Source organism: Nonomuraea sp. 3-1Str (genome assembly GCF_031570565.1).
Classification (GTDB): Bacteria; Actinomycetota; Actinomycetes; order Streptosporangiales; family Streptosporangiaceae; genus Nonomuraea.
The window spans coordinates 127,135-152,260 of record NZ_JALHBK010000008.1; the positions used below are offsets into that span (position 1 = coordinate 127,135).

25 protein-coding genes are annotated in these 25,126 nt (G+C 73.6%); 16 read left to right on the plus strand and 9 right to left on the minus strand.

Going from position 1 to position 25,126, the window contains the following annotated elements; all coding sequences use genetic code 11:
* The first annotated feature begins 69 nt into the window (after nucleotides 1-69).
* Together MTP10_RS15600 and MTP10_RS15605 are read left to right on the plus strand one after the other, a co-directional pair.
* Nucleotides 70-789 carry an ABC transporter ATP-binding protein gene (locus MTP10_RS15600; protein WP_310709947.1) on the plus strand — a complete coding sequence of 240 codons (720 nt, stop codon included), beginning with the start codon at nucleotides 70-72 and terminating at the stop codon, nucleotides 787-789.
* Nucleotides 786-1,661 (plus strand): ABC transporter permease, encoded by an 876-nt coding sequence (locus MTP10_RS15605; protein ID WP_310709948.1) that lies wholly within the window; start codon nucleotides 786-788, stop codon nucleotides 1,659-1,661. The genes MTP10_RS15600 and MTP10_RS15605 overlap by 4 nt, the downstream gene beginning before the upstream one ends.
* Here the strand turns inward: MTP10_RS15605 and MTP10_RS15610 are convergent.
* On the minus strand, nucleotides 1,588-2,094 hold the full coding sequence (locus MTP10_RS15610; protein ID WP_310709950.1) for a hypothetical protein: 507 nt from the start codon (nucleotides 2,092-2,094) through the stop codon (nucleotides 1,588-1,590). The genes MTP10_RS15605 and MTP10_RS15610 overlap by 74 nt on opposite strands.
* Before the next feature lie 97 nt (nucleotides 2,095-2,191).
* Here MTP10_RS15610 and MTP10_RS15615 point away from each other — a divergent pair, with 97 nt between their 5' ends.
* The 5 genes from MTP10_RS15615 to MTP10_RS15635 all read left to right on the plus strand — a co-directional run bounded on the left by MTP10_RS15615 (nucleotide 2,192) and on the right by MTP10_RS15635 (nucleotide 7,907).
* Entirely contained in the window at nucleotides 2,192-2,881 is a 690-nt protein-coding gene (locus MTP10_RS15615; protein WP_310709951.1) for a class I SAM-dependent methyltransferase, read from the plus strand.
* Between the two features lie 63 nt (nucleotides 2,882-2,944).
* Nucleotides 2,945-3,901, plus strand: a complete 957-nt coding sequence (locus MTP10_RS15620; RefSeq protein WP_310709954.1) for a hypothetical protein — start codon at nucleotides 2,945-2,947, stop codon at nucleotides 3,899-3,901.
* A 112-nt stretch (nucleotides 3,902-4,013) separates the two neighbouring features.
* Entirely contained in the window at nucleotides 4,014-5,114 is a 1,101-nt protein-coding gene (locus MTP10_RS15625) for a hypothetical protein (RefSeq protein ID WP_310709955.1), read from the plus strand.
* Between the two features lie 34 nt (nucleotides 5,115-5,148).
* Nucleotides 5,149-6,576: a hypothetical protein gene (locus MTP10_RS15630; RefSeq protein ID WP_310709957.1), complete on the plus strand. Its 1,428-nt coding sequence runs from the start codon at nucleotides 5,149-5,151 to the stop codon at nucleotides 6,574-6,576.
* Entirely contained in the window at nucleotides 6,573-7,907 is a 1,335-nt protein-coding gene (locus MTP10_RS15635) for an AAA family ATPase (protein WP_310709958.1), read from the plus strand. Before MTP10_RS15630 ends, MTP10_RS15635 begins: the two co-directional genes overlap by 4 nt.
* Before the next feature lie 72 nt (nucleotides 7,908-7,979).
* Here MTP10_RS15635 and MTP10_RS15640 read toward each other — a convergent pair whose 3' ends face one another.
* Entirely contained in the window at nucleotides 7,980-8,909 is a 930-nt protein-coding gene (locus tag MTP10_RS15640) for a GNAT family N-acetyltransferase (RefSeq protein WP_310709960.1), read from the minus strand.
* Nucleotides 8,910-8,977: 68 nt separating this feature from the next.
* On the opposite strand from MTP10_RS15640, the gene MTP10_RS15645 reads away from it, so the two are divergent.
* Entirely contained in the window at nucleotides 8,978-9,298 is a 321-nt protein-coding gene (locus MTP10_RS15645) for an STAS domain-containing protein (RefSeq protein WP_310709962.1), read from the plus strand.
* Between the two features lie 53 nt (nucleotides 9,299-9,351).
* On the opposite strand, the gene MTP10_RS15650 is transcribed toward MTP10_RS15645, so the two are convergent.
* The gene (locus MTP10_RS15650; protein ID WP_310709964.1) at nucleotides 9,352-10,914 is read right to left on the minus strand and encodes an MDR family MFS transporter; all 1,563 of its coding nucleotides are present in this window, start codon (nucleotides 10,912-10,914) and stop codon (nucleotides 9,352-9,354) included.
* Nucleotides 10,915-11,016: 102 nt separating this feature from the next.
* On the opposite strand from MTP10_RS15650, the gene MTP10_RS15655 reads away from it, so the two are divergent.
* Entirely contained in the window at nucleotides 11,017-11,562 is a 546-nt protein-coding gene (locus tag MTP10_RS15655; RefSeq protein WP_310709966.1) for a helix-turn-helix domain-containing protein, read from the plus strand.
* Nucleotides 11,563-11,648: 86 nt separating this feature from the next.
* Nucleotides 11,649-12,137 (plus strand): ATP-binding protein, encoded by a 489-nt coding sequence (locus MTP10_RS15660; RefSeq protein ID WP_310709968.1) that lies wholly within the window; start codon nucleotides 11,649-11,651, stop codon nucleotides 12,135-12,137.
* Here MTP10_RS15660 and MTP10_RS15665 read toward each other — a convergent pair.
* Both MTP10_RS15665 and MTP10_RS15670 read right to left on the minus strand, forming a co-directional pair.
* Entirely contained in the window at nucleotides 12,132-12,290 is a 159-nt protein-coding gene (locus MTP10_RS15665) for a hypothetical protein (protein ID WP_310709970.1), read from the minus strand. The genes MTP10_RS15660 and MTP10_RS15665 overlap by 6 nt on opposite strands.
* Before the next feature lie 115 nt (nucleotides 12,291-12,405).
* Nucleotides 12,406-13,356 carry a Ppx/GppA phosphatase family protein gene (locus tag MTP10_RS15670; protein WP_310709972.1) on the minus strand — a complete coding sequence of 317 codons (951 nt, stop codon included), beginning with the start codon at nucleotides 13,354-13,356 and terminating at the stop codon, nucleotides 12,406-12,408.
* Between the two features lie 102 nt (nucleotides 13,357-13,458).
* Between MTP10_RS15670 and MTP10_RS15675 the strand changes: the two genes are divergently transcribed.
* Entirely contained in the window at nucleotides 13,459-14,592 is a 1,134-nt protein-coding gene (locus MTP10_RS15675; protein WP_310709973.1) for a UDP-N-acetylglucosamine--N-acetylmuramyl-(pentapeptide) pyrophosphoryl-undecaprenol N-acetylglucosamine transferase, read from the plus strand.
* Between the two features lie 112 nt (nucleotides 14,593-14,704).
* Here MTP10_RS15675 and MTP10_RS15680 read toward each other — a convergent pair whose 3' ends face one another.
* Nucleotides 14,705-15,592, minus strand: coding sequence for a hypothetical protein (locus tag MTP10_RS15680; RefSeq protein ID WP_310709975.1), 888 nt, complete (start codon nucleotides 15,590-15,592; stop codon nucleotides 14,705-14,707).
* Between the two features lie 169 nt (nucleotides 15,593-15,761).
* Between MTP10_RS15680 and MTP10_RS15685 the strand changes: the two genes are divergently transcribed.
* Complete coding sequence (locus MTP10_RS15685; protein ID WP_310709976.1) at nucleotides 15,762-16,727, plus strand: transglycosylase SLT domain-containing protein; 966 nt, start codon at nucleotides 15,762-15,764, stop codon at nucleotides 16,725-16,727.
* Here the strand turns inward: MTP10_RS15685 and MTP10_RS15690 are convergent.
* Complete coding sequence (locus MTP10_RS15690; protein WP_310709978.1) at nucleotides 16,711-18,189, minus strand: hypothetical protein; 1,479 nt, start codon at nucleotides 18,187-18,189, stop codon at nucleotides 16,711-16,713. The two genes, MTP10_RS15685 and MTP10_RS15690, sit on opposite strands and share 17 nt — an antisense overlap.
* A gap of 155 nt (nucleotides 18,190-18,344) precedes the next feature.
* Here MTP10_RS15690 and MTP10_RS15695 point away from each other — a divergent pair, with 155 nt between their 5' ends.
* Entirely contained in the window at nucleotides 18,345-19,001 is a 657-nt protein-coding gene (locus MTP10_RS15695; RefSeq protein ID WP_310709980.1) for a response regulator transcription factor, read from the plus strand.
* A gap of 2 nt (nucleotides 19,002-19,003) precedes the next feature.
* Entirely contained in the window at nucleotides 19,004-20,146 is a 1,143-nt protein-coding gene (locus tag MTP10_RS15700; protein ID WP_310709981.1) for a HAMP domain-containing sensor histidine kinase, read from the plus strand.
* Between the two features lie 21 nt (nucleotides 20,147-20,167).
* Here the strand turns inward: MTP10_RS15700 and MTP10_RS15705 are convergent, their stop codons facing one another.
* Nucleotides 20,168-22,024: a propionyl-CoA synthetase gene (locus tag MTP10_RS15705; RefSeq protein ID WP_310709983.1), complete on the minus strand. Its 1,857-nt coding sequence runs from the start codon at nucleotides 22,022-22,024 to the stop codon at nucleotides 20,168-20,170.
* 59 nt (nucleotides 22,025-22,083) lie between these two features.
* A complete protein-coding gene (locus MTP10_RS15710; protein ID WP_310709985.1) occupies nucleotides 22,084-22,992 on the minus strand; it encodes a cation diffusion facilitator family transporter in 909 nt (302 codons plus the stop codon).
* 101 nt (nucleotides 22,993-23,093) lie between these two features.
* Between MTP10_RS15710 and MTP10_RS15715 the strand changes: the two genes are divergently transcribed.
* Entirely contained in the window at nucleotides 23,094-23,741 is a 648-nt protein-coding gene (locus MTP10_RS15715) for a tetratricopeptide repeat protein (RefSeq protein WP_310709987.1), read from the plus strand.
* A 245-nt stretch (nucleotides 23,742-23,986) separates the two neighbouring features.
* Entirely contained in the window at nucleotides 23,987-25,099 is a 1,113-nt protein-coding gene (locus tag MTP10_RS15720; RefSeq protein WP_310709989.1) for a hypothetical protein, read from the plus strand.
* The last annotated feature ends 27 nt before the right edge of the window (nucleotides 25,100-25,126 follow it).

The window sequence follows — 25,126 nt, forward strand, 5'->3', positions numbered from 1 at the left end:
GCCCCCGCCGTCTGCGGACCCGGGGAAAACCCGTTGCGGGCGGGCGAGCACCGGCCGCAGGCTGGAGTGGTGGCCATCCTGGAGGCGACTCGCCTGGCGAAGAGGTTCGGACCGGTCACGGCCGTCCACGACGTGAGCATCACCGTGGCCGAGGGCGAGGTGGCCGCGCTGCTCGGCCCCAACGGCGCCGGCAAGTCGACGACCCTGCACATGCTGCTCGGGCTCATCACGCCCGACGCCGGGACGATCACGATGTTCGGCATGGAGCTGGCCCGGCACCGGATCGAGGCGCTGAGCCGGGTCAACTTCGCCGCCAGCTACGTGGACCTGCCCGGCCCGCTGCTGGTGCAGGAGGTGCTCGACGTCTTCGCCCGCTTCTACGCCGTACGTCGCCCGAAGCGACGGGTGGCGGAGATGATCGAGCTGCTGGAGCTGGGCCCGCTGAGGCGGCGGCGGGTGATGGACCTGTCCTCGGGGCAGCGCACCCGCGTCCAGCTCGCCAAGGCGCTGGTCAACGCGCCCCGCCTGCTCGTGCTCGACGAGCCGACCGCCAACCTCGACCCCGACGCCGGCGACCGGATCCGCGGCCTGCTGTCCGGCGTGGCCCGCGAGAGCGGCGCCGCGATGCTCATCACCTCCCACAACATGCGCGAGGTCGAGCGGATGTGCGACCGGATCCACTTCATGGCCGAGGGCCGCGTCGTGGCCTCCGGCAGCGCCGCCGACCTGGCCGGCCGCTACGGGGCCGAGGACCTGGAAGAGGTGTTCCTGAAGGTGGCCCGCGGATGACGACACCACGACCCGCCCTCCCACCGGCTCCTCCGCCTGCCCTGCCGCCTGCTCTTCCCCTGGGCCTGCCGCCGCTGGGTCTCGCCGCCCGGCGCAGCCGCGTCCTGGGCGTGGTGCTGCGCGACTTCGCCGCGCTGCGCCGCAGTCCGGTCCGCGTCTTCGAGATCTTCTTCTGGCCGACGGTGGAGCTGCTGCTGTGGGGGTTCGTCACGCTGTTCCTGCGCACCCAGCAGGTGCCGTTCGTGGTGACCTTCCTCCTCGGCGCGGTGCTGCTCTGGCAGGTGCTGCAGAAGGGCAGCAACGAGATCTCCATCGCCTTCCTGGAGGACATCTGGTCGCGCAACCTGCTCAACGTGCAGGTCAGCCCGCTGTCCAGCGCCGAGTACCTGGCCGGGCTGGTGCTGTTCTCGCTCGGGAAGGTGGCGGTCGCGGTCACGGTGATGGCCGGGCTCGCCTACGCCCTCTACGGGTTCGGGGTGACGGCCATCGGCGTGGGGCTGGTGCCGTTCATGGGGGTGTTGCTCGTCCTCGGCTGGTCGCTGGGGCTGGTCGGCATCGCCGCCGTGCTGCGCTTCGGCGAGAACGCGCAGGTGATCGCCTGGTCGCTGGTGTTCGTGGTGCAGCCGCTGGCCGGGATCTTCTACCCGGTGTCGGTGCTGCCCGCGCCGCTCCAGACCGTGTCGTGGTTCCTGCCCGCCTCGCACGTCTTCGAGGGCATGCGCACGGTGCTGGCCGGCGGGGCCGTGCCCTGGGACCGGCTGGCCTGGGCGGGCGCGCTCGACGTCGTCTACCTGGCGTTCACCCTCGCTCTGTACGCGTGGGCTCTCGGCTACGCCCGCCGGCAGGGGAAGCTGTCGCGCTTCGGCGACTGAGACGGCTCAGGCGGTCGAGGCGGCCGGACGGCCGGACCGGCAGGGCCGCCGAGGCGGCCAGCACGAGGCCGAGCAGCGCGTACAGGCCCGTCGCGCCGGCCAGCGCCCCCGGCGGCTCGCCGGTGGGCGCCAGGAGGCGGGGCAGCCGACCGGCCAGCTCCACCGCGAGGTCCAGCCGCAGCGCGAAGAGCACGCCCACGGCGGCCAGCGGCGCCCCGCAGGCCAGCGCGGCGGACCGCGACAGCCCGCGCAGCAGCGCGGCGAGGACCGCCGCGCCCGCGAGCAGCCCGAGCCCGGCGGGCCCGGGCGCGAAGGAGGTGTAGGCGGTCCGCAGCGCGCGGGCGCCCGCCTCGGTCAGGTAGTACACGACCGGCAGGGCGGCCAGCCCCGCCACCGTCCCGATCACGATCCCGATCACTCCACGTAGCGGCACGCGCACCATGGTCGCGCTCCCGGGTCACGCGCGGGGCCGTTTCCGGCAAGCCCCCGTACCCTTGGCGGTGGTTCCGGCGGTGGTTAGAGTCGCCATCATGACGATCGCACCGAACAGCGGCACCGGGTCGGGCCCCATCACCCCCGACGGCTCGCCCGTGGAGTTCTACGCGACGCAGCGCTCCCGCGGCGAGCCCGAGATCATCGCCGCCGTGACGCCGGCGGGCGGCACGATCCTGGAGCTGGGCTGCGGCACCGGCCGCATGACCCACCCGCTGGTCGGGCTGGGCTTCGAGGTCGTGGCCGTGGACGAGTCGGCGGAGATGCTCGCGCACGTGCGCGGCGCGACCACCGTGCGGGCGCGCATCGGCGAGCTGCGGCTGGAGCGGCGCTTCGACACCGTCGTGCTGGCCTCGCAGCTCGTGCAGACCGCGGACGCGGAAGGGCGGCGCGCGCTGCTGGAGGCGTGCGCCCGCCACGTGGCGGCGGACGGGCACGTGCTCCTCCAGTGGATGCCGCCGGAGCGGCTCGACGCCTGGGAGGTGGGCCAGGGCAGGACCGAGGACGGCGTCACCGTCGAGCTGGCCGCGCTGGAGCAGCCGGAGCCGGGGCGGTTCACCGCGACCATGCGGTACGAGGTGGACGGGCGCGTGTGGACGCAGTCGTCCTCGTCGTGGCGGCTGTCGGACGAGGACCTGGCGCGGGCGTTGGAGAAGGCGGGGCTGCGGATGCTGCGGTTCCTGACGGAGGACCGGACCTGGGTGGCCGCCGGAGCCCTTACGACCTAGATTTCCGCTTATAGCGGGAAATTACTGGGAAATACTGGAACTACTGTTACGCTCGCGCCATGGGTGACCGGCTGGACGATCATGGGTGATCGGCTGGACGATCTGGAACGGCGGATCGACGAGCTGCGCGCCGGGGTGCGCCGGGCCATGCGCGCCCGCGACCCGGCCGCCGCCCGGACGCTCCGGGCCGACCTGCGCGCCGCCGAGCGCACCTGGGACGCCCTGGTCTCCGGCGACCTCGACCCGGCACCCGCCGCCGACGATTCGAGAGAGATCGCTGGTTCCGGGAAGGGCGCTGATTCCAGGAAGGTCACGGGTTCCAGGAGCCGCGGTGGTTCCAGGAGCGGCGCTGGTTCCGGGAGCGGCGGGGGCGGGTTGCGGCTCGTCACCGTGCGGGAGCAGGCGCACCAGGCGCTCGACCTGCTCGGCGTGCCGGCCCAGCCCCGGCTGATCGCGGCCGTGAACGAGGCGTTCTTCGGCGGCTCCCTGCGCGGCGCCCAGCTCACCAGCCTGCGCCGCGACGAGGAGCGCTCGTTCGCCTCCTCCCCGTTCGGGCGCCCGTACTACCTGTGCGCCGCGCTGACCGACCGCCTCTCCCCCGCCCGCGGCCTGCTCGCGGTGAGCGCGTGGCCGCTGGAGCGGCGGATGGTGGGCCCGCTCAGCCCCCGCGTCCACTTCCTGACCTGCGCCGTCGCGGTGGCCCGGCGGCTGTGCCCGGACCCGGGCTCGGAGGCAGGCACGGGCACGGAGATGGAGCCGGATCCTCAGGTGGAGCGCCTGCTCGCGCGGATGGCGCGCAACATCCCGGGCGGCGCCGCCCACGACCTCGGCCCGCCCGACCCGCTCCGGGTGATCGAGGCGGCGCGAGCCGAGCTGGCCGTACACGCCGGGCGCGACACGCGGGACCGGGCCGAGCTGGCGAAACGCGCGGCCGCTCAGCTCGGTGACCGGGCGCGACTGTTCGGCGCCGCTACGCTGAGCACCGTCGCCCGGGCCGCGACAGGCCGCGCGGCCACCTGAGCACAGAGCGACACGAGCACACAGCGACACCAGCCACAGCGACATGAGCACACAGCGACATGAGTACAGAGCGACACGAGCACCAGGCAGATGAGCACATGAAGGGCAGCCGATGAACCGGCTTGACGCGCTGCGGGGCACGACGCCGCAGAAGCCGCACGACGCGCGCGCCATCGCCGCGCTCGCCGCCAACCCCGGCTGCGCGCGGCGGGCGCTGCTGGACGGCGCGGGCATCGACAAGGACGCCACCGCTCGCCACCTGGGCTTCCCGGCACCGTTCGGGCAGTCGCCGTTCGCGATCACCCGGGGCAACGCGTTCGAGGCGCTGGTGAAGGCCGACGGGTGCGCCGAGCTGCTGCGGATGCTGCGCGAGCTGCTGGAGCTGCCGGTCGCCGAGGTGGGCTACCACGACGTCGAGAACGTCGGAGCCCACCTGCGCCACGCCCACACGCGGGCGCTGTTCGACCGGGCGGCGCGCGACGGCCACGACTCCGGCACGCTCTACGACCATCCGCTGCTCGGCCTGGAGATCGCCGGGCACACCGCGTTCCTGGAGCCGGACGTGGTGGCGTTCCAGCTCGGCGGCCGGTTCCACATCGTGGAGATCAAGTCGTTCTCGGTGATCGACGGCCAGGCCGACCCGTCGGCGGTGGCGGCGGCGGCTCGGCAGGCGGCCGTGTACGTGCTGGCGCTGCGCCGGCTGCTCGGGGAGCTCGGCCACGACCCTCGGCGCGTGGCGCACGACGTGGTCCTCGTCTGCCCCGAGAACTTCGCCAACCGGCCCGTGGCCACGCTCGTCGACGTGCGCCGGCAGCTCGCCGTGCTGGAGCGGCAGCTCTCCCGTATGACGGGGCTCGACCGGCTGGTGGAGGGACTGCCGGAGGACCTGACGTTCGACCTGGTGCCGGGCGAGGACGGGCTGCCCACCCGCTCGGCGGCCGAGCTGTCCGACGCGCTGCGCCGCACCACCGCCCGGTACGCGCCCGACTGCCTGTCCACGTGCGACCTGTGCTTCTTCTGCCGCGACGAGGCCCGGCAGGAGGGCGCCTGCGACCTGCTGGGCCGTCAGGTGCGCGACGAGCTGGGCGGGGTGGCCTCCGTCGGCGAGGCGCTGGGCCTGGCCGACGGCACCCGCGACCCGGCCGAGGGGCAGGAGGAGATCGCCCGGCTGCTGCGCAACGCCGAGCGCCTGCGCCGGGAGTGCCTCGCGTGAGCCCCGTCCGTGAGGCCCGGCGGAGGTGGACGGCGTGAGCCTGCTGACGTCGCTCGCGCGGCTGCGGGCGCTCGACGAGGGCGTCGCGCAGCCCATCGCGACCGTGCGGCACTGCCACCTGTCCGAGCGGCCCATGGTGTTCATCCCGCTCAAGCTGTCCGGCGAGGCCGCCGCGCCGCTGGCCGCCATGCTCGGCACCCGCCGCGACGAGCCGCGCCTGCTCGTGGTGACGCAGCCCCGCAACCGCGACCTGCGCTTCGCCTGGGCGGCCGACCTGGCCGCCGAGTTGCTGCCGTACATCGAGGGCTTCCTCGGCGGCACCGAGACGGTGGAGCGCAAGAACGCCGACCCGTACGAGCGCGTGCTCGACGCGCCGCAGCTCGTCGTGCCGAACCAGGCGGGCGTCGGGTTCACCCGCCTGCTCGGCCGCTCCACCCGTTTCCGGCGGGTCGACGGGCCGTACCCGGTGCCGGAGCGGGTGCCGCTGCTCGGCCGCTGGCTGACGTACTTCGGCGAGCGGGCCGCCTACCCCGGCTCGTCGCTGATGACGGCCGCGACCGAGGAGCTGGGGCGGCACTGGGCGAGCGGGCAGAGCGGTCTGGAGGACGCCAACCTGGCCGCGCTGATGGCGTGGATCACCACCGGGCCGAGCGACGACGCCGAGGACCCGCTCGTGTGGCCGCCCGCGGGACCGGCGACCGATCCGGGGTTCGACGCCGAGGTGCTGGCCCCGGCCATCGAGGCCGGCTCGGCCGAGCGCATCACCGAGGCGCTGCGCACCCAGCTCGAACCCACCTGGCGGCTCATGTGGCAGGCGATCGACCTGCTGCGGGGCCTGCCGGAGGGGGCGAGCGTGGCGCAGCGGTGGGAGCAGGACCGCGGCTCGTTCAGCGGCATGGCCGCGCAGATCGCCGAGGGCGCGCCGCCGCAGGCCCGGCGCGACGGCGCGGTCGCCGCCGCCTCCCGCCTGGCCCGCATGGAGCGCGCCCAGGCCGCCTACGAGGTGCAGCGCGCCTACGACGATCCGCTGGTCATGGCCGAGCACCGGCTGACCGGCGAGGCGTTCGCGGGCGAGGTCGTCGAGACCGACCCCGAGCACGCCGAGGGCGAGGGCCGCTCACGTAAGCTGCGCCCGATCGTGGTGGTCAAGACCGACGATCCCGTCCGGCTGACGCCCGGCACCGCGCTCGGCACCCCGCAGCGCCGCACCCAGGGCGCCCAGCTCGTGTCGGCCGGCGACGGCCTGGTCACCGTGAAGATCACCAAGGGGATGGGGCGGGGGAAGACGCCCGCGCCCGGGTCCGTTCCGGAGGTGGGCGAGCGGGTCTGCTACACCTCGCTGACCGACGACTTCCAGGGCTCGCCTGCCCTGCCGGAGCCGGAGGCGACCCCGTGGACGCACGGCGGCCCGCCGCGGGAGTACACGCCGAGCGACGAGGACGCCCTGGAGGAGTGGTCGTGACGAGTCCCCCGCCGGTCCGGCAGGAGGCGCCCGGTCCGGGTCCCGCGCCGAGTTCCGAGCCGAGCCCCGAGCAGGTCATCCGGGCCGTGCTCGCCGACCTGCCGCGGCATCGCGGCGTGGTCGTCGACTCGCCGCCGGGCGCGGGCAAGTCCACCCTCGTCGTACGGGCGGCGGCGCACATCGCCGCGACCGGCGAGCCGCTGATGATCGTCGCCCAGACCAACGAGCAGGTGGACGACCTGGTGACGCGCATCTGCGAGCGGCACCCGGACCTGACCGTCGGGCGGCTGTCGGCGGGCGGCTACGTCCCGCCGCTGCGGCTGCTGGAGCTGCCCGGCGTCACGGTGGGCACCCGTGTGCAGGACCTCGGCGACCCCGACATCGTGATCGCGACCGCCGACAAGTGGGCGTGGATCTCCGGCCGGACGTGGCCGTGGGCGATCGTGGACGAGGCGTACCAGATGCGCTCGGACAAGCTGCTGCGCATCGCGGGGCTGTTCGAGCGGGCGCTGTTCGTGGGCGACCCGGGGCAGCTCGACCCGTTCTCGATCGTGGACGGCGACCGCTGGTCGGGGCTGTCGTGGGACCCGCTGCAGAGCGCCGTGTCGGTGCTGCTGCGGCACAACTCGGACCTGCCGGTCCACCGGCTGCCGGTGTCGTGGCGGCTGCCCGCCTCGGCCGCGCCGGTGGTGTCGCGGGCGTTCTACCCGTTCACCGGGTTCCGGGCGGGCACGGAGCCGCACGAGCGGCGGCTGGAGCTGTCCACGGGCGGCATGGGCACCGTGCACGACCGGGCGCTGGAGGAGGCGGCGCGGTCGGGGTGGGCGCTGCTGGAGCTGCCGAACCGGCACACCGTCCGCACCGACGGCGAGGCGGTGGAGGCCGTGGCGCTGCTGGCGGCCCGGCTGCTCCAGCGGGGCGCGGTGGCGGGCTCGGAGCAGGGCGAGCGGCCCGTGACGGCCGAGCGGATCGCGGTCGGGGCGGCGCACCGGGACCAGGTGGCGGCGATCAGGGCCGCCGGGGTGCCGCCGGAGATCACCGTGGACACGGCCAACCGGCTGCAGGGCCGGGAGTACGACGTGACGATCGTGCTGCACCCGCTGTCGGGGCGGCGCGACGCGACGGCGTTCCACCTGGAGTCGGGGCGGCTGTGCGTGCTGGCGTCGCGGCACCGGCACGCGTGCGTGGTGGTGGCGCGGGCGGGCATCGCGGAGCTGCTGGACGCGCACCCGTCGGCCGAGCCGGTGCAGCTCGGGGTGCCGGTGAAGTTCCCGGACGGCTGGGAGGCCAACCAGTCGGTCCTGGACCATCTGGCGGCCCACCGCGTCTGACGGCTCCTCCCCCGAATCCCGCTCTCCCTCGCGGGTCCCCGAGTCCCCGGGTCCCCCGCGTGGGGAGGCGGGTCAGAGGCGGGCGCGCCAGACGTCGATGACCATGACCGTGCGCATGCCCGCCGACAGGTAGAGGTCGAGGGCGGGCGTGGTGTTGTTGGAGTCGACGTGCAGGATCGTGCCCCGGCGGCCACGGGCGGCGTCGGCGGCGAACGCGTGCCTCAGCAGGAAGCGCCCGAGGCCCCTCCCCCGGCACTCCGGGAGCACGGCGAGCAGCGCGACGTAGCCGCATCCCTCGTCGGACAGGAACTGGTCGTTGCCGATCACGGTCGCGGCGGGGCGGCCGTCGAGCCGGGCGACCGTGAGCTGGCTCCAGTCGGTGGCGCGGTGCGCGGAGCGACGGGAGTACCAGGTGTCGTAGTCGACCTTGACGAAGCCGAAGTGCTCGGAGAAGGCCCCCTGGTGGACCAGGTGCGCCTCGCGGCGCGCCTCCTCGCTCTCGCCGCTGTGCAGGGTGAGGCCGGCCGGGGGCGCGGGCGGGTCGAGCGGCCCCGCGTGGTCGATGCGCAGCCGGTGGAAGCTGGTCGCGGGCCGCAGGCCGTGGCGCTCGGCGAGGGCGCGCTTGACCTCGTCGGCCCGGTGGATGCCGGCGTCGACCGTGACGCCGTCGTGGCCGCGCTCCTTGGCCAGCTCCCGGGCCCGGTCGAGCACGGTGCCCCACAGGGGCCCCGCCACGTCCTCCCGGCCGGGGCGGACGATGACGTCGACCTCGACGAGGTCGCTGCGGCCCTTGGCGTACGCCCAGGCCCAGGCCACCAGGCGGCCCTCGGCGTCGTGGCGCAGCCAGCCGTCGCGGTCGAGGTCGGCGCCGGGCGCGGCGAGGTCCGCCTTGACGTCGTCGAGGGTCCAGTCGGCGTGGCCGATGACCGCCGTGTCGGCGGCCGTCAGGAGCTCGTGGATGGCGGAAGCGTCCTCCGGCCGGGGGCGCCTGATGGAATCCATGGGGGGGATTGTGCCGAAACGGGCGGGGCTCTCGCCTCCCATTTTCCCTCCGTCGATAAGCTGGACGGGTGCTGGACAAGAAGCCGTTGCGCATCGAGGTCGCCACACCCGACCCGATGACGGTGCGGCTCGCGCTCAGTGGCGATCTAGACTACGGCACCGTCTCGGAGCTGGCGGCACTGCCCCTGGCCGATGACTTCCGCCGCCTGGAGATCGACCTGTCGGGGGTCTCCTTCATCGACTCCTCCGGCCTGGCGGCGCTCATCCGCCTCTACCACCAGGCCGAGCGGGCCGACGCCGTGCTGCGGGTGGTGGCCGTGACGCCGTACCTGCGCAATGTGCTGCGGATGACGGCGCTGGACCGGATCTTCAGCCTGCCGCCCGCGTGAGCCCGCCCACGCGTCCGGGAGCGGCCCGGCGGGCCGCTCCCGGACGACGGCGGTCAGCCGACGGCGGGCTCGGGCTGCTCCGCCGGGGTGGCCGGGCCGCCGCGCAGCGGGATCTCCTTGACGAACGCCGCCAGCACGGGCACGACGACGGCGAACAGGATGGCCCACCAGAACACGTTGGAGATGGAGCCGGCCAGCGCCTCGATCAGGCCGGTCCGCATCTGCGGCTGCATCTGGGACAGCGCGGCCGGGTCCATCCGGCCGCCGCCCTTGGCGATCTTCTCGGCGGCCTGGGCGCCGAACTTGTCCGTCAGCTCGTTCTGGAAGCCGTTGTTGAAGACGGCGCCGAACAGCGAGACGCCGAACGAGCCGCCGATCGAGCGGAAGAACGTGGTGGCGCTGCTGGAGACGCCGAGGTCCTTCTGCTCGACGCTGTTCTGCGCGATGAGCATGGTGGTCTGCATGAGGAAGCCCATGCCGAGGCCGAGCACGGCGATGTAGACGCCGGTCTGCCAGCCCGGCGTGTCCATGTCCATGGTGGACAGCAGCCACATGCCGAGCGCCATGCCGACGCCGCCGATCAGCGGGTAGATCTTGTACCTGCCGGTGGCGGTGATGGCCCGGCCGACGAACAGCGACACCACCATGGCCGCGGCCATCATGGGCAGCAGGAGCAGGCCGGAGTTGGTGGCCGTGGCGCCCTGGACCATCTGCTGGAACAGCGGCAGGAAGTTGATCGCGCCGAACATGGCGAAGCCGAGCAGGAAGCCGATGCCCGAGATCAGCGTGAAGTTGCGGTTGCGGAACAGCTGCAGCGGCATGATCGGCTCGGCGACGGCGCGCTCGACCGGGATGAAGATGGCGAGCGTGACGACGGCGACGCCGATGAGGCCGAGGATCTGCCAGGAGCCCCAGTCGTACTCGTTGCCGCCCCAGGTCGTGACGAGGACCATGGCGGTGATGCTGATGGACAGCAGGATCGCGCCGATCCAGTCGATGCGCACCTTGTTGCGGTGCTTGGGCAGGTGGAGCTTGACGGCCAGCACGGCGAGCGCGATCGCGCCGACGGGCAGGTTGACGTAGAAGGCCCAGCGCCAGTCGAGGTGGTCGGTGATGAAGCCGCCGACGAGCGGGCCGGCGATCATGGCGAGCGACATGGCGCCGGCCATGATGCCCTGGTACTGGCCGCGCTCGCGGGGCGGCACCAGGTCGCCGATGATGGCCATGACGTTGACCATGAGACCGCCCGCGCCGAGGCCCTGGAGCGCTCGGAACGCGATCAGCTCCGCCATGCCCCCGTCGGGGCCGCCGAGGACGGACGAGCCGGCCATGCCGCACAGGGCCGACCCGATCATGAAGATGACGATGGAGACGAGGAAGATGGTCTTGCGTCCGTAAAGGTCGCCGATCTTCCCCCAGATGGGAGTGGAGACGGTGGTGCCGAGCACATACGCTGTGACGACCCAGGAGAGGTGCTGGAGTCCGCCCAGCTCACCCACGATCCGGGGCATCGCCGTACCGACGATCATGTTGTCGAGCATGGCGAGGATCATCGCCAGCATCAGTCCCGGCAGGACCACCATGACCTCTCGGCGGCGCCCTCCTGCTTCTTCCATAAGCACACCCCCGGAGTAAAAGATCTTCCTTACTTGCCGACCGGCAAGCCTGCATTAAGGTAGATACTTACTTGCCGGTCGTCAAGTCGAAATAGGTGCACTTTGCGGGAAGACACCCGGACGCGTATCCAGGAGATCGCTCTCAGGCTGTTCACGGAGCAGGGCTACGAGGCGACCTCCCTGCGCGAGATCGCCGAGGAGCTCGGCGTGACCAAGGCGGCGCTCTACTACCACTTCAAGACCAAGGACGACATCGTCGCCAGCCTGGCCGACCTGCGCGTGGCCGAGGTCGAGGAGGTCCTGGCGTGGGCCAGGAGCCAGCCGAGGACACTGGAGGCGCGGCGCGAGATCGTGACGCGCTACGCCGAGGCGCTGCGCAAGCCCCGCTACCTGGAGGTCGCCCGCTTCATGGAGCGCAACCAGACGGCGCTGCGCGACCACCCGAAGCTGCTGCGCCTGCGCGACACGATGCTGGAGCTGGTCAACGAGCTGAGCGACCCGGACGACCCGCTCGCGGTGCGGATCGCCCACTCCATGGCGCTGTTCGCGCTGCACGCGGGCAAGTGGATGCCCCAGGAGGAGTCGGTGTCGGAGGAGGAGATCAACGCGGCGTCCCTGGAGGTCGCGCTCAGGCTCCTGGAGCCATAGGAAGGATCTCCTGAAGCCATAGGGACGATTGGGGTCCACGATCCCGGGCAGGTCTCCAGGCACGCATCCAGACGGGGAGGTAGACAGTGGAGGCAACCATCGCGCTCCGTTTGCCCAGGGATGCGGCGAGCGTCCCCCTGATCAGACAGATTCTCGAGGCCAGCCTCAAGACTCTGGGCGTGGAGCCGCAGATCCGCGACGACATCGAGCTCATGCTCAGCGAGGCGTGCTCCAACGTGATCAGGCACGCCGGGCCCAGCGACGACTACACGGTGAGCGCAGGAGTCCGCGACGACCTGTGCACGATCAAGGTCATCGACACCGGCGGCGGATTCGATCCCCGCAAGGTGAGCCAGGCGTCCGACAGCGCCGAGAGCGGCCGCGGCCTGCAGATCATGCGGGCGCTCGCCGACGACGTCCGCTTCACCAACCGGCGCGAGAAGGGCGCCGTGGTGTGCCTGGAGAAGCGGCTGCGCTTCGCGCCAGGGGCGGCGGCCCGGCCGTTCATGCCCGACTCGGGACTCGCCGCCCACCACGCCCACCAGGCCGTGCGGGGCACGGACAACTCGCTATGACGCTCCGGTGGCCGGCGCCGGCCACCGTCTGGCCGTCAGCCCGGCCATGAGGCCGAGGGTCACCAGGACCACGACCGAGATGAGCAGGACCGCCAGGAACACGAGGGAGCAGGTGATCGCCAGAGAGGCGATCGCGCCGAGTAGTGCCAACATTCGGCCAAACTTTCCCCGCTGAATGGGCTCTAAGCCTTCGGTTCCGGATAGATCGGGCTTTCCGCGAGGCGACGGCGTCCTGCTCCCTCTCGTCCGGCCTCGGGAACGCCGCAGGTCAGGAGGGCGGGAGCTCCCGGCGGCTGGGGAGATGGTCCAGGCGGCGCAGGATGACCCCCTCGCGCAGCGCCCACGGGCAGACTTCCAGGCGCTCGACCTCGAACAGGTCCATCGCCGCGTCGGCGACCAGCGCCCCGGCGGCCAGCTGAGCGGCGCGGCCCGGCGACACGCCCGGCAGCGCGGCCCGCGAGGCCGTGTCCATGGTCGTCAGCTTGCCCGCCCAGTGGGCCAGGTCCTGGCGCGACAGCGAGCGCGAGACGTAAGGCCCCTCGCTGGACGGGGCCGTCCCCGCCACCCTGGCGAGCTGCTTGAAGGTCTTGGAGGTCGCCACCGCGCAGGTGGACTCCCCGTGCCGGACCACGTCGCGGACCGTGCGGGCGATCTCCGCGCGGACGTGCCGGCGCAGCGCGCGCACCTCCTCCGGCGGCGGCGGGTCGGCGGTGAACCAGTCGCGCGTCAGCCGGCCGGCGCCCAGCGGCAGCGACACGGCCACGTCCGGCTCCTCGTCCACGCCCGCGGCGATCTCCAGCGAGCCGCCGCCGATGTCGAAGGCCAGCAGCCGCCCCGACGACCAGCCGAACCAGCGCCGCACCGCCAGGAACGTCAGCCGGGCCTCGTCGCGGCCGGACAGCACCTCGATGTCCACCCCGCAGCGCTCGTCGATGCGGGCCAGCACCTGCTCGCCGTTCGCGGCCTCGCGCACCGCCGACGTCGCGAACGCCACGAAGTCCTCGACGCCCTTGTCCTCCGCCAGTTGCAGGGCCTCCTCCACGAACGCGCCGAGCAGCTCGATGCCCTCGGCCGACAGCTCGTTGCGCTCGTCGAGGTGCTCGGTCAGGCGCAGCTCCTCCTTGTGGGAGTAGGCGGGGATGGGCCGGGCGCCTCGGTGGGCGTCGACGACGAGTAAATGGACGGTGTTCGAGCCGATGTCCAGCACGCCGAGTCGCATGTGCATGACGCTACCGGCCTGCGGCGCGCGGAGCGACGCCGCCCCCGCGTGGACGCGGGGGTGAAAGTACGGGTTCCGCCCGGACGGCCATACGCTGATCGCATGTCACGAACCCTGCGACTGTTGATCACCGGCGGCGGCACCGGAGGTCACACCTATCCCGCCCTGACGACCCTGACGGCCGTGCAGCGCCGCCAGGTGCCGCACGACGTGCTCTGGGTGGGCACCGCCAACGGGCTGGAAGCCAGGATCACCGCCGAGCACGGCATCCCGTTCAAGGCGATCACCACGGGAAAGCTGCGCCGCCGGCCCAACCTGCGTGAGCTCGGCACCAACATCGCCGACGTGTTCCGCATCCCGGTCGGCGTGGCCCAGGCGATCGGGCACGCGGCCCGCTACCTGCCCGACGTGGTGCTCTCGACCGGCGGGTACGTGGCGGTGCCGATCGGCGTGGCGGCCAAGCTGATCCGCCGGCCGCTGGTCATGCACGAGCAGACCACCGTCGTGGGCCTGGCCAACCGGATCCTGGCCCGGCTGGCGACGCGGATCGCGCTGTCGCACGAGTCGTCGCTGGAGTACCTGCCGGCCTCCGCGCGAGGCAGGGCCGTGGTGACCGGCAACCCAATCCGGCCGGAGCTGCTGCAGGGCAAGCGGGCCGCCGCGTACGACCTGTTCGGGCTGACGTTCGAGGTGCCGATGATCTACGTGACGGGCGGCGCGCAGGGCAGCAGGCAGATCAACACGCTGCTCGCCGAGATCCTGCCCCGGCTGCTGCCGCACGCGCAGGTGGTGCACCAGTGCGGGCCGGCCTGGATCGAGGAGATGCGGGCCGTCGAGCTGCCGCCGGAGCTGGCCGAGCGCTACCACCCGGTGCCGTACGTGGGCTCGGAGCTGGCCGACCTGTTCGCCGCGGCCGACGTGGTGATCTCGCGCAGCGGCGCCGGGACGGTGTCGGAGCTGACGGCCATCGGCAAGCCGTCGGTCCTGGTCCCGCTCATCCCGACGGGCGGCGACGAGCAGCGCAAGAACGCCGGCTACCTGATGTCGGCCGGCGCGGCGCGGGCACTGCTGGAGCCGCACCCGACGGCCGACATGCTGCTGGCGGAGCTCATGCCGCTGCTGGCCGACCCCGGGCTGCGCGCGGGCATGGCCGAGGCGTCGCGCAAGCTGGGCCGCGTGGACGCGGCGGACGCGCTGTGCGACGTGCTGCTGGAGACGGCCCACTGGCACGCCTGACGCCGCCGGCCTGACAGGCCGTGTCCCGGGGGTGCGGGTCTCACCACGGGTCCGGGGGTCGGGGGCCGGGGTGTGGGGGCCGGGCGTGGGGGGTCGGGGTATGGGGGTCGGGTCAGCCTTCCAGGTAGCGGAAGGCCTCGTGGGCGGAGCTGACGCTGCGGCGTAAGACGCTTTCGAGCTGGTCGGCGTCCTGGGCGAGACGCTCGATCTCCGGGACGGACAACGCGTCGGCGCCCGACTCGGCCAGCAGCTCCTCGTAGCGCGGCAGGCGCGCCCGCAGCTCCTCGATCTGCTCGCGCGCGTGGTAGGCGCGCTCGGCGTCGGCGACGTGACGGGCGTAGCGTTCCAGCGCCTCGACGCGCGCGACCACCGCCGCCTCGCTGGTGGCGAGCGCCCGCTCCAGCGGCTCCACCACGGCCGCGACCTCGGGGGCGACACCCCGGCCCAGCAGCTCCCGGTGCTCGGAGCGCAGCGCCGACAGCTTGGCGAGCAGCCGGGCGATCTCCCACTCCTGCTCGGGCAGCAGCACCCCGTTGCGCGCGCCGTCGAGCAGCCCCTCGGCGTTGACGTGGGAGCGCAGCACGCCGCCGATGGCCTGCTGGGCGCGGCCCAGCACCGCGCGGGCCTCCTCGTCGAAGTCGACGGGCAGCAGGAACCGGCCGTGGTGCAGGCGCGCCTGCTCGTACACGCCGCGTTCGTACGGCCGGTCGTACTCCGGCAGCTCGCCCATGGTCGTGGTCTTGATGAGGACGACCAGCATGAACGCGCCGAGCAGCACGAAACCGGCGGGCGCGGCCGGGGTGTCCAGCAGCCAGGCCATCAGCCCGAGCACCACGGGGGTGGTGGCGAGCAGCGCCACGCTGGAGGGGCTGCGGCGGCGCGGCGCGGGCGCGGAGACGGGCGGAACCCAGCCCGACCTGATGCGGGTCAGCAGAGGGGCGTTGGCGCGCAGCATTCCGGCGATCTCCGGGGGTACTCCCGGCTCGACGACCACACCCACGCTCAGCCTTGGCACCCTGGCGCCCCCAACGCTCGTGATGTCCGGATACTACGGAACAATCCGCCCGAATGTCAGCCTCGCGAAGGACAGTCCAAGCGAACCCCCGCGCTTCTCCCGCCCGGCGTCGCGTCACGCCGCGGCGATCATCCGGGCGCTACCGTAGGACGTTATGAGATCCGCCCACGTCATGATCGCGGCACCTCTCGTCGTCGTCCTCGCCGGTTGCGCCGGCGTGGCGGACGGGGCGGCGGCGCCCCGTCCGCCGGCCCAGAGCGCCACCCGGCAGGCTCCCCCGGGCGCCACCCCCGAGCCGGCGGCGCCGGGCACCGGCCAGGAGCGGGGGGACGACCCGCCCGCCGCGGCGGGCGCCGACGTGCCCGCACCCGACGCGAGCATCCCCACCGACCCGGCCGAGCTGGCCGCCGCCCTGGAGAAGACCAGCACCGCCCTGTACGCCGCGATCGACCGCTGGACCCGCGCCGGCCAGGAGCGCCCGCCCCAGGACGTCGTGCTGCTCTCCCTGCACCAGCAGCGCGTCTACCGGGTGCTGGCCCGCGACGCCGCGCTGGCCCGGCGCACGGCCGAGCGGCTGCCGGCGCGGCTGGCCGCCGAGGCGCGCGACAACGCCAAGGCCGTCGGCAGCCTCCTGTCCCTGGCCCGCCCCATCAGCGCCGCCCGCCGCAAGCAGATGCGCCTGACCGAGCCGCTGCCCGCCGAGCGGCTGCGCGGCTACATGACGCGGGCCGAGAAGCGGTTCGGCGTCGAGTGGGAGGTGCTGGCGGCGGTCATGCTCGTGGAGACGAAGTTCGGCCGGGTCACCTCGTCCAGCTCGGCCGGGGCCCAGGGGCCGATGCAGTTCATGCCGGCCACGTGGGGGCAGTACGGGCTGGGCGGCGACGTGCACGACGCGCGCGACGCGGTGCTCGGCGCGGCCAACTACCTGAAGGCGTCGGGCGCTCCGGGCGACTACCGGCGCGCGCTGTTCGCCTACAACCACTCCGGCAACTACGTGGACGCGGTCCTCGCGCACGCCCGGCAGATGCGGCGCGATCCGCGCAGCTTCTACGCGTACTACAACTGGCAGGTGTTCGTGCTGTCCGCCAAGGGCGACGTCCGCCTCACCGGCCCCCGCTGAGCCGCCGCCTCCGCCTCGTCCGGAGGGTCCGGGCCGCCCGGGTCACCGCCAGCGCGGCGGCGACGCAGGCCACCGGGACGGCGGGCAGCACATAGCGGTGGTCGAAGTCGAGCGCGGCCACCGGGGCGACCAGCAGGAACACCGCGAACGCCCAGGGCAGGACCGCCGGGCGGCGCTCCGCCTCTCCCCGACCGGCCGCACCGGGAGCGGTCCGCCTGAGGCGGCCCTCCCCCAGGCCGGCCGCCCCGAGGCCGCCCGCCAGCAGGACGACGCCGAAGACCGTGCCGTGCAGGAACCACGGATAGCGGTAGGCGGCCAAGACGGAGGCGTACGGCTCGACGGAGCTCATGCCGTGGATGTCCGTGTCGTACTCCCGGCGGACCTGGCCGACCAGCGGCTGCCGCTCCGGCAGCGGCCAGGAGCCGCGCGGGAAGGACGTCGTCGGGTTCATCCGCCGGGGATGGCGCACGGGCTCCCAGGTGAAGGCGAGCGCCGTGTCGCGGGCCACCTCCCGCAGGTAGTCGAGCGGCTGGGCGGCGATGGCGCGCAGCGCGAAGGAGCGGGCCAGGTCGTTGTGGGAGAACCGGTCGCCGGGCAGCCGGTTCAGCGACGCGCCGGGGGCCCACACGTACTCGGAGGCGGCGTCGGCCACGGTGCCGTTCGGGCAGAGCACGGCTTCCTCCGGCGGCGGCTGGATCAGCGAGCAGTCGGCGAACGTCATCGTGCGGGCCCACAGCGCGACGCCGTCGGAGCCGCTGAGCGCGAACCGGCCGTGGTGCTGGGCGTACCAGCCGGCGTACGCGACCAGCGGCAGGGTCCCGGCGACGGCCGCCGCGGCGACCCTCCTCCAGCCCGCCCGCCGGAGGAGGAGGTGGAGGACGACGACGCCGAGCAGCGGGGCCGCGGCCGTGCGGGTGAGGCCGGCCAGGGCGATGAGCAGGCCGGCGAGGGCGGCGGCGCGCGTGGAGACCTCCTCGCGCCACATCACCGCGAGCAGCGCCGCCACCAGCAGGAAAATCACCTGCAGGTCGGACAGGATCGCGTGCTCCAGCCGCAGGAACGACGGGTCGAACAGCACCGGGGCGGCCGCCAGGGTGGCGCCCCACCCGGGGACCGACCGGCGGCGCAGCAGCGCGTAGATCATCACGCCCACGCCGAGACCCATCGCGTGCTGCACGCCGGCGATCAGCTCCACGCTGTGGAAGGGCCGCAGCAGCCACAGGAACCACGGGTACCCGGCCGGATGGAAGGCGCCCTGCGGGCGCATGTGCACGGCCGTGTCCAGGTAGGTGAACGAGTCGTACCAGTACAGCTGCGCGGTGTCGTACCCCAGCATGACGAGCACCCGGAGCGCGGCGGCCGGCATGAGGGCGAGGCAGAAGAGGAGATGTCCCTGGTGCCGCCCGCTGACGGGCGCTCCGGGCACGCGCGAGCGAAGGGACGCCGCCAACGCGGTCGCCATGGGTGTCCTCCCCGTGGACGGACCGGGCGGATCCGGCCATAGGGAAGGCAGTCCAGCGGGCGAGCGCTAACGTGAGGATCACCGAATTCGGTTATGCCCGCGTTACGCCCGTTGGGCGATACTTCCGGGGTTTTCGCGTCACATGGGGGCAACAGGTGCGTGTTCTGATCGCCGAGGACGAGCGGATGCTCGCCGACTCGATCGCGGAGGGGTTACGCGGGGAGGCGCTGGCGGTGGACGTCGCCTACGACGGTGACGCCGCGCTGGAGCGGCTGGGCGTGCACGACTACGACGTGCTCATCCTCGACCGGGACCTGCCGCTGGTGCACGGCGACGACGTGTGCTCGCGCGTGGTCCAGGAGGGCTGGCTGGTACGGGTGCTCATGCTCACCGCCGCGGGCGACGTGCGCTCGCGCGTGGCCGGGCTGTCGCTGGGCGCCGACGACTACCTGCCCAAGCCGTTCGCGTTCGAGGAGCTGGTGGCGCGGGTGCACGCGCTCGGCCGCCGCGCCAGGAAGGCCGACCCGCCGATGCTGGAGCGGGCCGGCGTGCGGCTGGACTGGGCGCACCGGCAGGTGTTCCGCGGGGGCCGGTACGTGCCGCTGGCGCGCAAGGAGTTCGGGGTGCTGGCCGAGCTGCTGCGCGCCGGGGGCGCCGTCGTCTCCGCCGAGGAGCTGCTGGAGAAGGTGTGGGACGAGAACATCGACCCGTTCACCAACACCGTCCGCACGACGATGATGAAGCTGCGCAAGAAGCTGGGCGAGCCCCAGGTCATCGAGACCGTGCCGGGAGCGGGGTACCGCATCCCATGAGCATGCGCCTGCGTTTCGCCCTGGCCTGCGCCGGGGTCACGGCCCTGCTGTCCGCGCTCGTGGTGACGGGCCTCTACCTGACCGTGCGGCAGAGCCTGGAGTACCGCAACGGCCTGATCACGCCCAGGTACATCAACGTGCAGGGCGGCCGGGGGTTCTACCGGTTCGACGACTACTACGAGGTGGCCCGTGACCGGGTCATGCAGGTCCGCTCCGTCTACGAGCGCGACACCCTGGCCAACGTGCGCACGATCGGCGCGCTGGCCGCGCTCGCCGCCGCGGGCGCCGCGTTCGCCGGTGGCTGGCGGGCCGCCGGCTGGGTGCTGCGGCCGTTGACCGCGGTCACCGAGAACGCGCGCCGGGTCGCGCAGAACCACGACCTGACGGAGCGCATCGCGTACGAGGGCCCGCACGACGAGCTGAAGGAGCTGACCGACACCTACGACACCATGCTCGGCCGGCTGGCCCGCTCCTTCGACGGCCAGCGGCGCTTCGTCGCCAACGCCTCCCACGAGCTGCGCACCCCGCTGACCATCAACCGGACGCTGGTGGACGTGGCGGTGCGCCGTCCCGACGCCACCGACGACGTCAAGCGGCTCGGCGAGTCGCTGCTGCTCGTCAACGCCCGCCACGAGCGGCTCATCGACGGGCTGCTGGCGCTGGCCGAGGGCGAGCAGGCGGTGCTGGACCGGCGGCCGTTCGACCTGACGGACGTGGCCGAGCACGTGCTGGACCTGGCGGCCGACGAGGCGGCCGATCGCGAGGTGACGATCCACCGGCTGCTCGACAGCGCGCCGACCACGGGCGAGGCGGTGCTGGTGGAGCGGCTGGTGCAGAACCTCGTGGAGAACGCCATCCGGCACAACCACCCCAAGGGCGAGGTGTGGGTGACGACGCGGCAGCGGGCCGAGCGGGTCGAGCTGGTGGTGGCCAACACGGGCCTGCAGGTGCCGTCGTACGAGATCGAGACGATCTTCGAGCCGTTCCGGCGGCTGCACGGCGACCGGCTGCGCTCGGACCGGGGCAGCGGCCTGGGGCTGTCGATCGTGCGGGTGATCTCGGAGGCGCACCGGGGCACGGTGGTGGCCCGGCCGCGCGACGAGGGCGGCCTGACCATCACGGTCGAGCTGCCGTCGGAGCCCTGACGGTTCCTTCCGGGGGCCCGGTCAGAGGGCGCCGGAGATCTCGTCCAGCGCGGCCGGGTCCTCGATCGTGGAGGGCGCGCGGTAGGGGCGCCCGGCCGCGATGTCGCGCATGGTGCCCCGCAGGATCTTGCCGGAGCGGGTCTTGGGCAGGCGGCCGACCACCACGGTCCTGCGGAAGGCGGCGACCGGGCCGATGCGCTCGCGCACCAGGGCGGCGACCTCTCGCTCGACGTCGGCCGGGTCGCGGTCCGCGCCCGCCTTGAGCACCACGAACCCGACCGGCAGCTCCCCCTTGAGGTCGTCGGCCACGCCGATCACCGCGCACTCGGCCACGTCCGGGTGGGAGGCGATGACCTCCTCCATCTGCCCGGTCGACAGGCGGTGGCCGGCGACGTTGATGACGTCGTCGATGCGGCCCATGACGAACAGGTAGCCGTCCTCGTCGACGTAGCCGCCGTCGCCGGTCAGGTAGTGGCCGGGGTAGCGGGACAGGTAGGACTCGGCGAAGCGGGCGTCGTCGTGGTAGAGGGTCGGCAGCGTGCCGGGCGGCAGCGGCAGGCGGAGGGTGACCGCGCCCTCCACGCCGGGCGGGCACTCCTCGCCGGCGGGGTCGAGGATGCGCACGTCGTAGCCGGGGACGGGCTTGGTCGGCGAGCCCGGCTTGACGGGCAGCAGGCCGAGGCCCGCGCAGTTGGCCGCGATGGGCCAGCCGGTCTCGGTCTGCCACCAGTGGTCGATGACGGGGACGCCCAGCAGGCCGGAGGCCCAGTGGTAGGTGTTCGGGTCGAGCCGCTCTCCGGCCAGGAAGAGATACCGCAGACTCGACAAATCCCATTTTTTGGCGAAATCCCCGGTGGGGTCTTCCTTCTTGATGGCCCGGATCGCGGTCGGCGCGGTGAACAGGGTTCGCACCGCGTGCGTGGCCACCACCCGCCAGAACGCGCCCGGGTCGGGCGTGCCGACCGGCTTGCCCTCGTACAGCACAGTCGTGCAGCCCGCCAGCAGCGGCGCGTACACGATGTAGGAGTGCCCCACGACCCAGCCGACGTCGGAGGCGGCCCAGAACACCTCGCCGGGCGCGGCGCCGAACACGTTGCCCATGCTCCAGTGCAGCGCGACGGCATGGCCGCCGTTGTCGCGCACGACGCCCTTGGGGGCGCCGGTGGTGCCGGAGGTGTAGAGGACGTACAGCGGGTCGGTCGCGGCGACGCTCACGCAGCCGGCGGGCTCGGAGTCGCGCACGGTGGCGGCCCAGTCGAGGTCGCGGCCCTCGGTCAGGGTGGCGGGCTCCTGCGGACGCCGCAGGATCACGCAGTGGGCCGGCCGGTGCTCCGCCCGCTCCAGCGCGGCGTCGAGCAGCGGCTTGTACGCGACCACGCGGGACGGCTCGATGCCGCACGAGGCCGACAGCACCACGACCGGGCGGGCGTGGTCGATGCGGACGGCCAGCTCAGCGGCGGCGAACCCGCCGAACACCACGGAGTGGACGGCGCCGAGCCGCGCGCAGGCCAGCATCGCGATCACGGCCTCGGGCACCATCGGCATGTAGACGACCACGGTGTCGCCGGCGCCGACGCCGAGGTCGCGCAGCATCCCGGCGGTCCGCGCCACCTCGTCGAGCAGCTCGGCGTAGGTGTAGGCGCGCACGGCGCCGGTGACGGGGCTGTCGTGGATCAGGGCCGTGCGGTCGCCGTGGCCGGCCAGGACGTGCCGGTCCACGGCGTTGAAGCAGGTGTTGAGCCGCCCGTCGGGGAACCACCGGCCGTCACGGAAGACGGTCGCGGGCGGCACGTCCCAGTCGACGCCCGCGGCGGCCTCCGCCCAGAAGCCCTCGGGGTCGTCGATGCTGCGCCGGTAGACGGCGTCGTAAGCGCTCACCCTTCGATCAGATCAGCGCGCGGACGCCCGGCGCAACCCCCCGGCCGGGGCGCCGGCGGTCAGGAGGGGGCCGCCGGCTGCAGGTAGATCGTGGTGGCGAGCGGGACCCGGTCGCGGATGCGCCGCTCGGTGTCGGCCAGGGCCCGCGACGCCTCATTCACGCCCTGCTCGGCGGGCATGATCACGCGGGCGGCGACGAGCACGTCGTCGGGCCCGAGGTGCAGCGTCCGCAGCTCGGTGAACGAGCGGATCGAGGGGTCGCTGTGCAGGACGTCCTCGATCGCGCCCAGCACCGCGGGCGAGGCGGCCTCGCCGATGATCATGCTCTTGGTCTCCCGCGCCAGCGTGAACGACACGATGACCAGGAGCAGGCCGATCGCCACCGACCCCATGCCGTCGAACGCGGTGTTGCCGGTGACGAGCGACAGCGTCACGCCGGCGAGCGCGAACGCCAGCCCGGCCAGCGCGGCGGTGTCCTCCAGCAGCACCACGGGCAGCTCGGGGGCCTTGGCCTCCTTGACGAACCGGGCCCACGACCGCCCGGCGCGCACCTCGTTGGAGTGCCGTACGGCCGTGCGCAGGGACAGTCCCTCCATGACGATCGCCACCAGCAGGACGCCGATGGCCCAGGGCCAGCTCTCCAGCGGATGCGGGTGGATGATCTTCTCGTACCCCTCGTACAGGGCGAACAGGCCGCCGCCGAAGAACAGCACCACGGACACCAGGAAGCCGTAGAAGTAACGAACGGCCCCGTAGCCGAACGGGTGCGCCCGGCTGGGTTTGTGCGCCGACTGCCTGCGGCCCAGCATCAGCAGCAACTGGTTGCCGGAGTCCGCGGTGGAGTGGATGCCCTCCGCCAGCATCGCCGACGAGCCCGTGAAGAAGAACGCCACGAACTTGGACACCGCTATCCCGACGTTCGCGGCCAGCGCCGCGAGTGTCGCCTCTTCTGATCCGTCCCTGCTCACGGTCGCCGCCTACCCGCCCGCGCGAGGATCTACCATGACCCCGGTGCGAATCCGGGTCCGACAGGTTCGATGACAGGGTCGATGGCAGGGAAGGCGGCGTCATGGGTGCGGAGAGCCGGATCGAGCGGGCGAGGGAGCTCTACGAGGACGCCGTCTTCCGGGACGACGCCGGCGCCCTCGCCGAGGCGGACCAGGAGCTCGACGCGGTCGAGGCGGACCTCGCGCTGGCGCGCGGCCGGACCGCGCACGGCCGGTACCTGCGGGACCGTGAGGAGGACCCTGAGGAGCTGCCGCTGTTCCGGCGGGCCGCCGAGCTGCGCCGCTCGCTCGGCGACGCGCGGGGCGAGGCCGAGGCGGTGTTCTGGCTCGGTACGTACCACCAGGTCGTCCGGGGCGACCACGACGCGGCGGTTCCGCTGCTGGAGCGCTCGTACGAGCTGGCCGTGGCCGCCGGCGACGGGCTGACCGCGTCCTACGCGGCGCGTCACCTGGGCATCGCCGCGCATGTCGCGGGCCGCCTGGGCGAGGCGCGGGAGCGGCTGGAGGAGTCGACGCGGCTGCGCCGGGAGGCGGGGTTCCTGGCCGGCGTCGCCGCGAACCTCGTCGGCCTGGTCCATGTCGCCGTGGACGAGGGCCGGCTCGGGGACGCCGCGGCGCTGGCCGGCGAGGCGGCCGCGCTCGCCGAGGAGAGCGGCGCCCGGGCCGTGCTGCGCCAGGTGGAGGAGGCGCGCGCCCGCCTGTCCCCGTGAGGCCCTGACCGTGCCGAGGCAGCGGACGCCGGTCCTCGCGAGCCGGTCCTCACGAGCCGGTCCTCACGAGCCGGTCCTCGCGAGCCGGTCCTCGCGAGCCGGTCCTCGCGAGCCGGTCCGACAGCACGACGACGGCGCCGGCGTGGGCGCTCTGCCGCTTTCCGGCGGGTACGGCGTCACCCGTCCGGCGGTTCGGATGCGGGGCGGTGGCCACAGCGGGCCACGGGTCCGTCAGGATGAGTGCCGTGGCCACCAACGACGACGACACGCTGCCCCTCCAGCCGCCGGTCCGGCTGCCCTCCGAGACCGAGCTGGCCGCGGCCGTACGGACGACTCCCCTGGCGGCTGCGCTGCTGCGCGCGGCGGAGCCGGCGGACGGGACCGGTACCGGCGACGAGCCGCTTCCCGCCGGGGACCCGGAGACCGGGACGCTGCTCGACGAGGCTGCCGGGGCCCGGGTGGCCGAGGTGCTGCGGGAGGGGGACGACCGGCGGGTGCTCCAGACGTGGGCCGAGGTGTGCCGTGACGTCGTCACCCGCGAGGAGCAGGTGTTCCTGGTGCTGGTCCGCATGTTCATGCGGCGCGAGCGGCTGGCCGGCCCGCCCGGCGTCCTGGGCGCGCTGGGGCTGGTCCGGCGGCCCGGACAGGATGGGCAGCCCGCCGTGACCGGCAGGCGGGGACGCAGGGCGGAGAGCGACCCGGCCGACGCGGAGCCGTACGTGCTGAGTCCCCTGGGGTCCTGGGCGGCGAGGGGCCTGATCAGCGAGGCGTCCGGGCAGGACATTCCCGTCATGGGAGCGTTCGCGGCGCGGGACGCCGCCGCGCTGCTGCTGGGCCTGCGCTCGTACCCGGAGCCGGAGCGGCTGGAGGAGCTCACCGGCTGGCTGGCCGGCAAGGACCGGGGCGAGGCGGCCGAGGAGGTCGGCGCCGCGCTCGCCACGGCCAGCCCGCTGAGCCGGGCCGTCGGGGTGGAGCTGCTGGCCACGGACTTCGGCGACGAGGGAAGGCGGGTGCTGGACCGGCTGATGGAGACGCCGCGGCTCGGCGCGGTGATCGCCGCGCGGCTCGGCCGCGACGAGCGTCCCTCGCCGCCGGAGGAGATCGCGTGGGCGCTGGTGGACATGGCGGCGACGCTGCTGGAGTTCGGCGGCGAGACGGACGAGGTGATCGCCTCGATCGCGATGGGGATGGACGCGGAGGAGCAGGCCGCGACCCTCGCGCTGTTCGCGCTGGGCGACCATCCGTGGACGGCCCAGGTGCTCCGGGTCTTCATCGACCACCACCCGGACGAGCGCGTCTCCGCCGCCGCCCGCAAGGCCCTCCGCCGCCTGCACGGCCTGGCCTCCGTCCGCGGCTAGGCGCCGTACGGCGGGCGCGGACCGGGC

Coding starts and splice junctions, on each gene's coding strand:
- MTP10_RS15605 (WP_310709948.1), top strand. CDS start 786: ATGACGACACCACGACCCGCCCTCCCACCGGCTCCTCCGCCTGCCCTG.
- MTP10_RS15615 (WP_310709951.1), top strand. CDS start 2,192: ATGACGATCGCACCGAACAGCGGCACCGGGTCGGGCCCCATCACCCCC.
- MTP10_RS15625 (WP_310709955.1), top strand. CDS start 4,014: ATGAACCGGCTTGACGCGCTGCGGGGCACGACGCCGCAGAAGCCGCAC.
- MTP10_RS15640 (WP_310709960.1), bottom strand. CDS start 8,909: ATGGATTCCATCAGGCGCCCCCGGCCGGAGGACGCTTCCGCCATCCAC.
- MTP10_RS15650 (WP_310709964.1), bottom strand. CDS start 10,914: ATGGAAGAAGCAGGAGGGCGCCGCCGAGAGGTCATGGTGGTCCTGCCG.
- MTP10_RS15665 (WP_310709970.1), bottom strand. CDS start 12,290: ATGTTGGCACTACTCGGCGCGATCGCCTCTCTGGCGATCACCTGCTCC.
- MTP10_RS15670 (WP_310709972.1), bottom strand. CDS start 13,356: ATGCGACTCGGCGTGCTGGACATCGGCTCGAACACCGTCCATTTACTC.
- MTP10_RS15675 (WP_310709973.1), top strand. CDS start 13,459: ATGTCACGAACCCTGCGACTGTTGATCACCGGCGGCGGCACCGGAGGT.
- MTP10_RS15685 (WP_310709976.1), top strand. CDS start 15,762: ATGAGATCCGCCCACGTCATGATCGCGGCACCTCTCGTCGTCGTCCTC.
- MTP10_RS15690 (WP_310709978.1), bottom strand. CDS start 18,189: ATGGCGACCGCGTTGGCGGCGTCCCTTCGCTCGCGCGTGCCCGGAGCG.
- MTP10_RS15700 (WP_310709981.1), top strand. CDS start 19,004: ATGCGCCTGCGTTTCGCCCTGGCCTGCGCCGGGGTCACGGCCCTGCTG.
- MTP10_RS15715 (WP_310709987.1), top strand. CDS start 23,094: ATGGGTGCGGAGAGCCGGATCGAGCGGGCGAGGGAGCTCTACGAGGAC.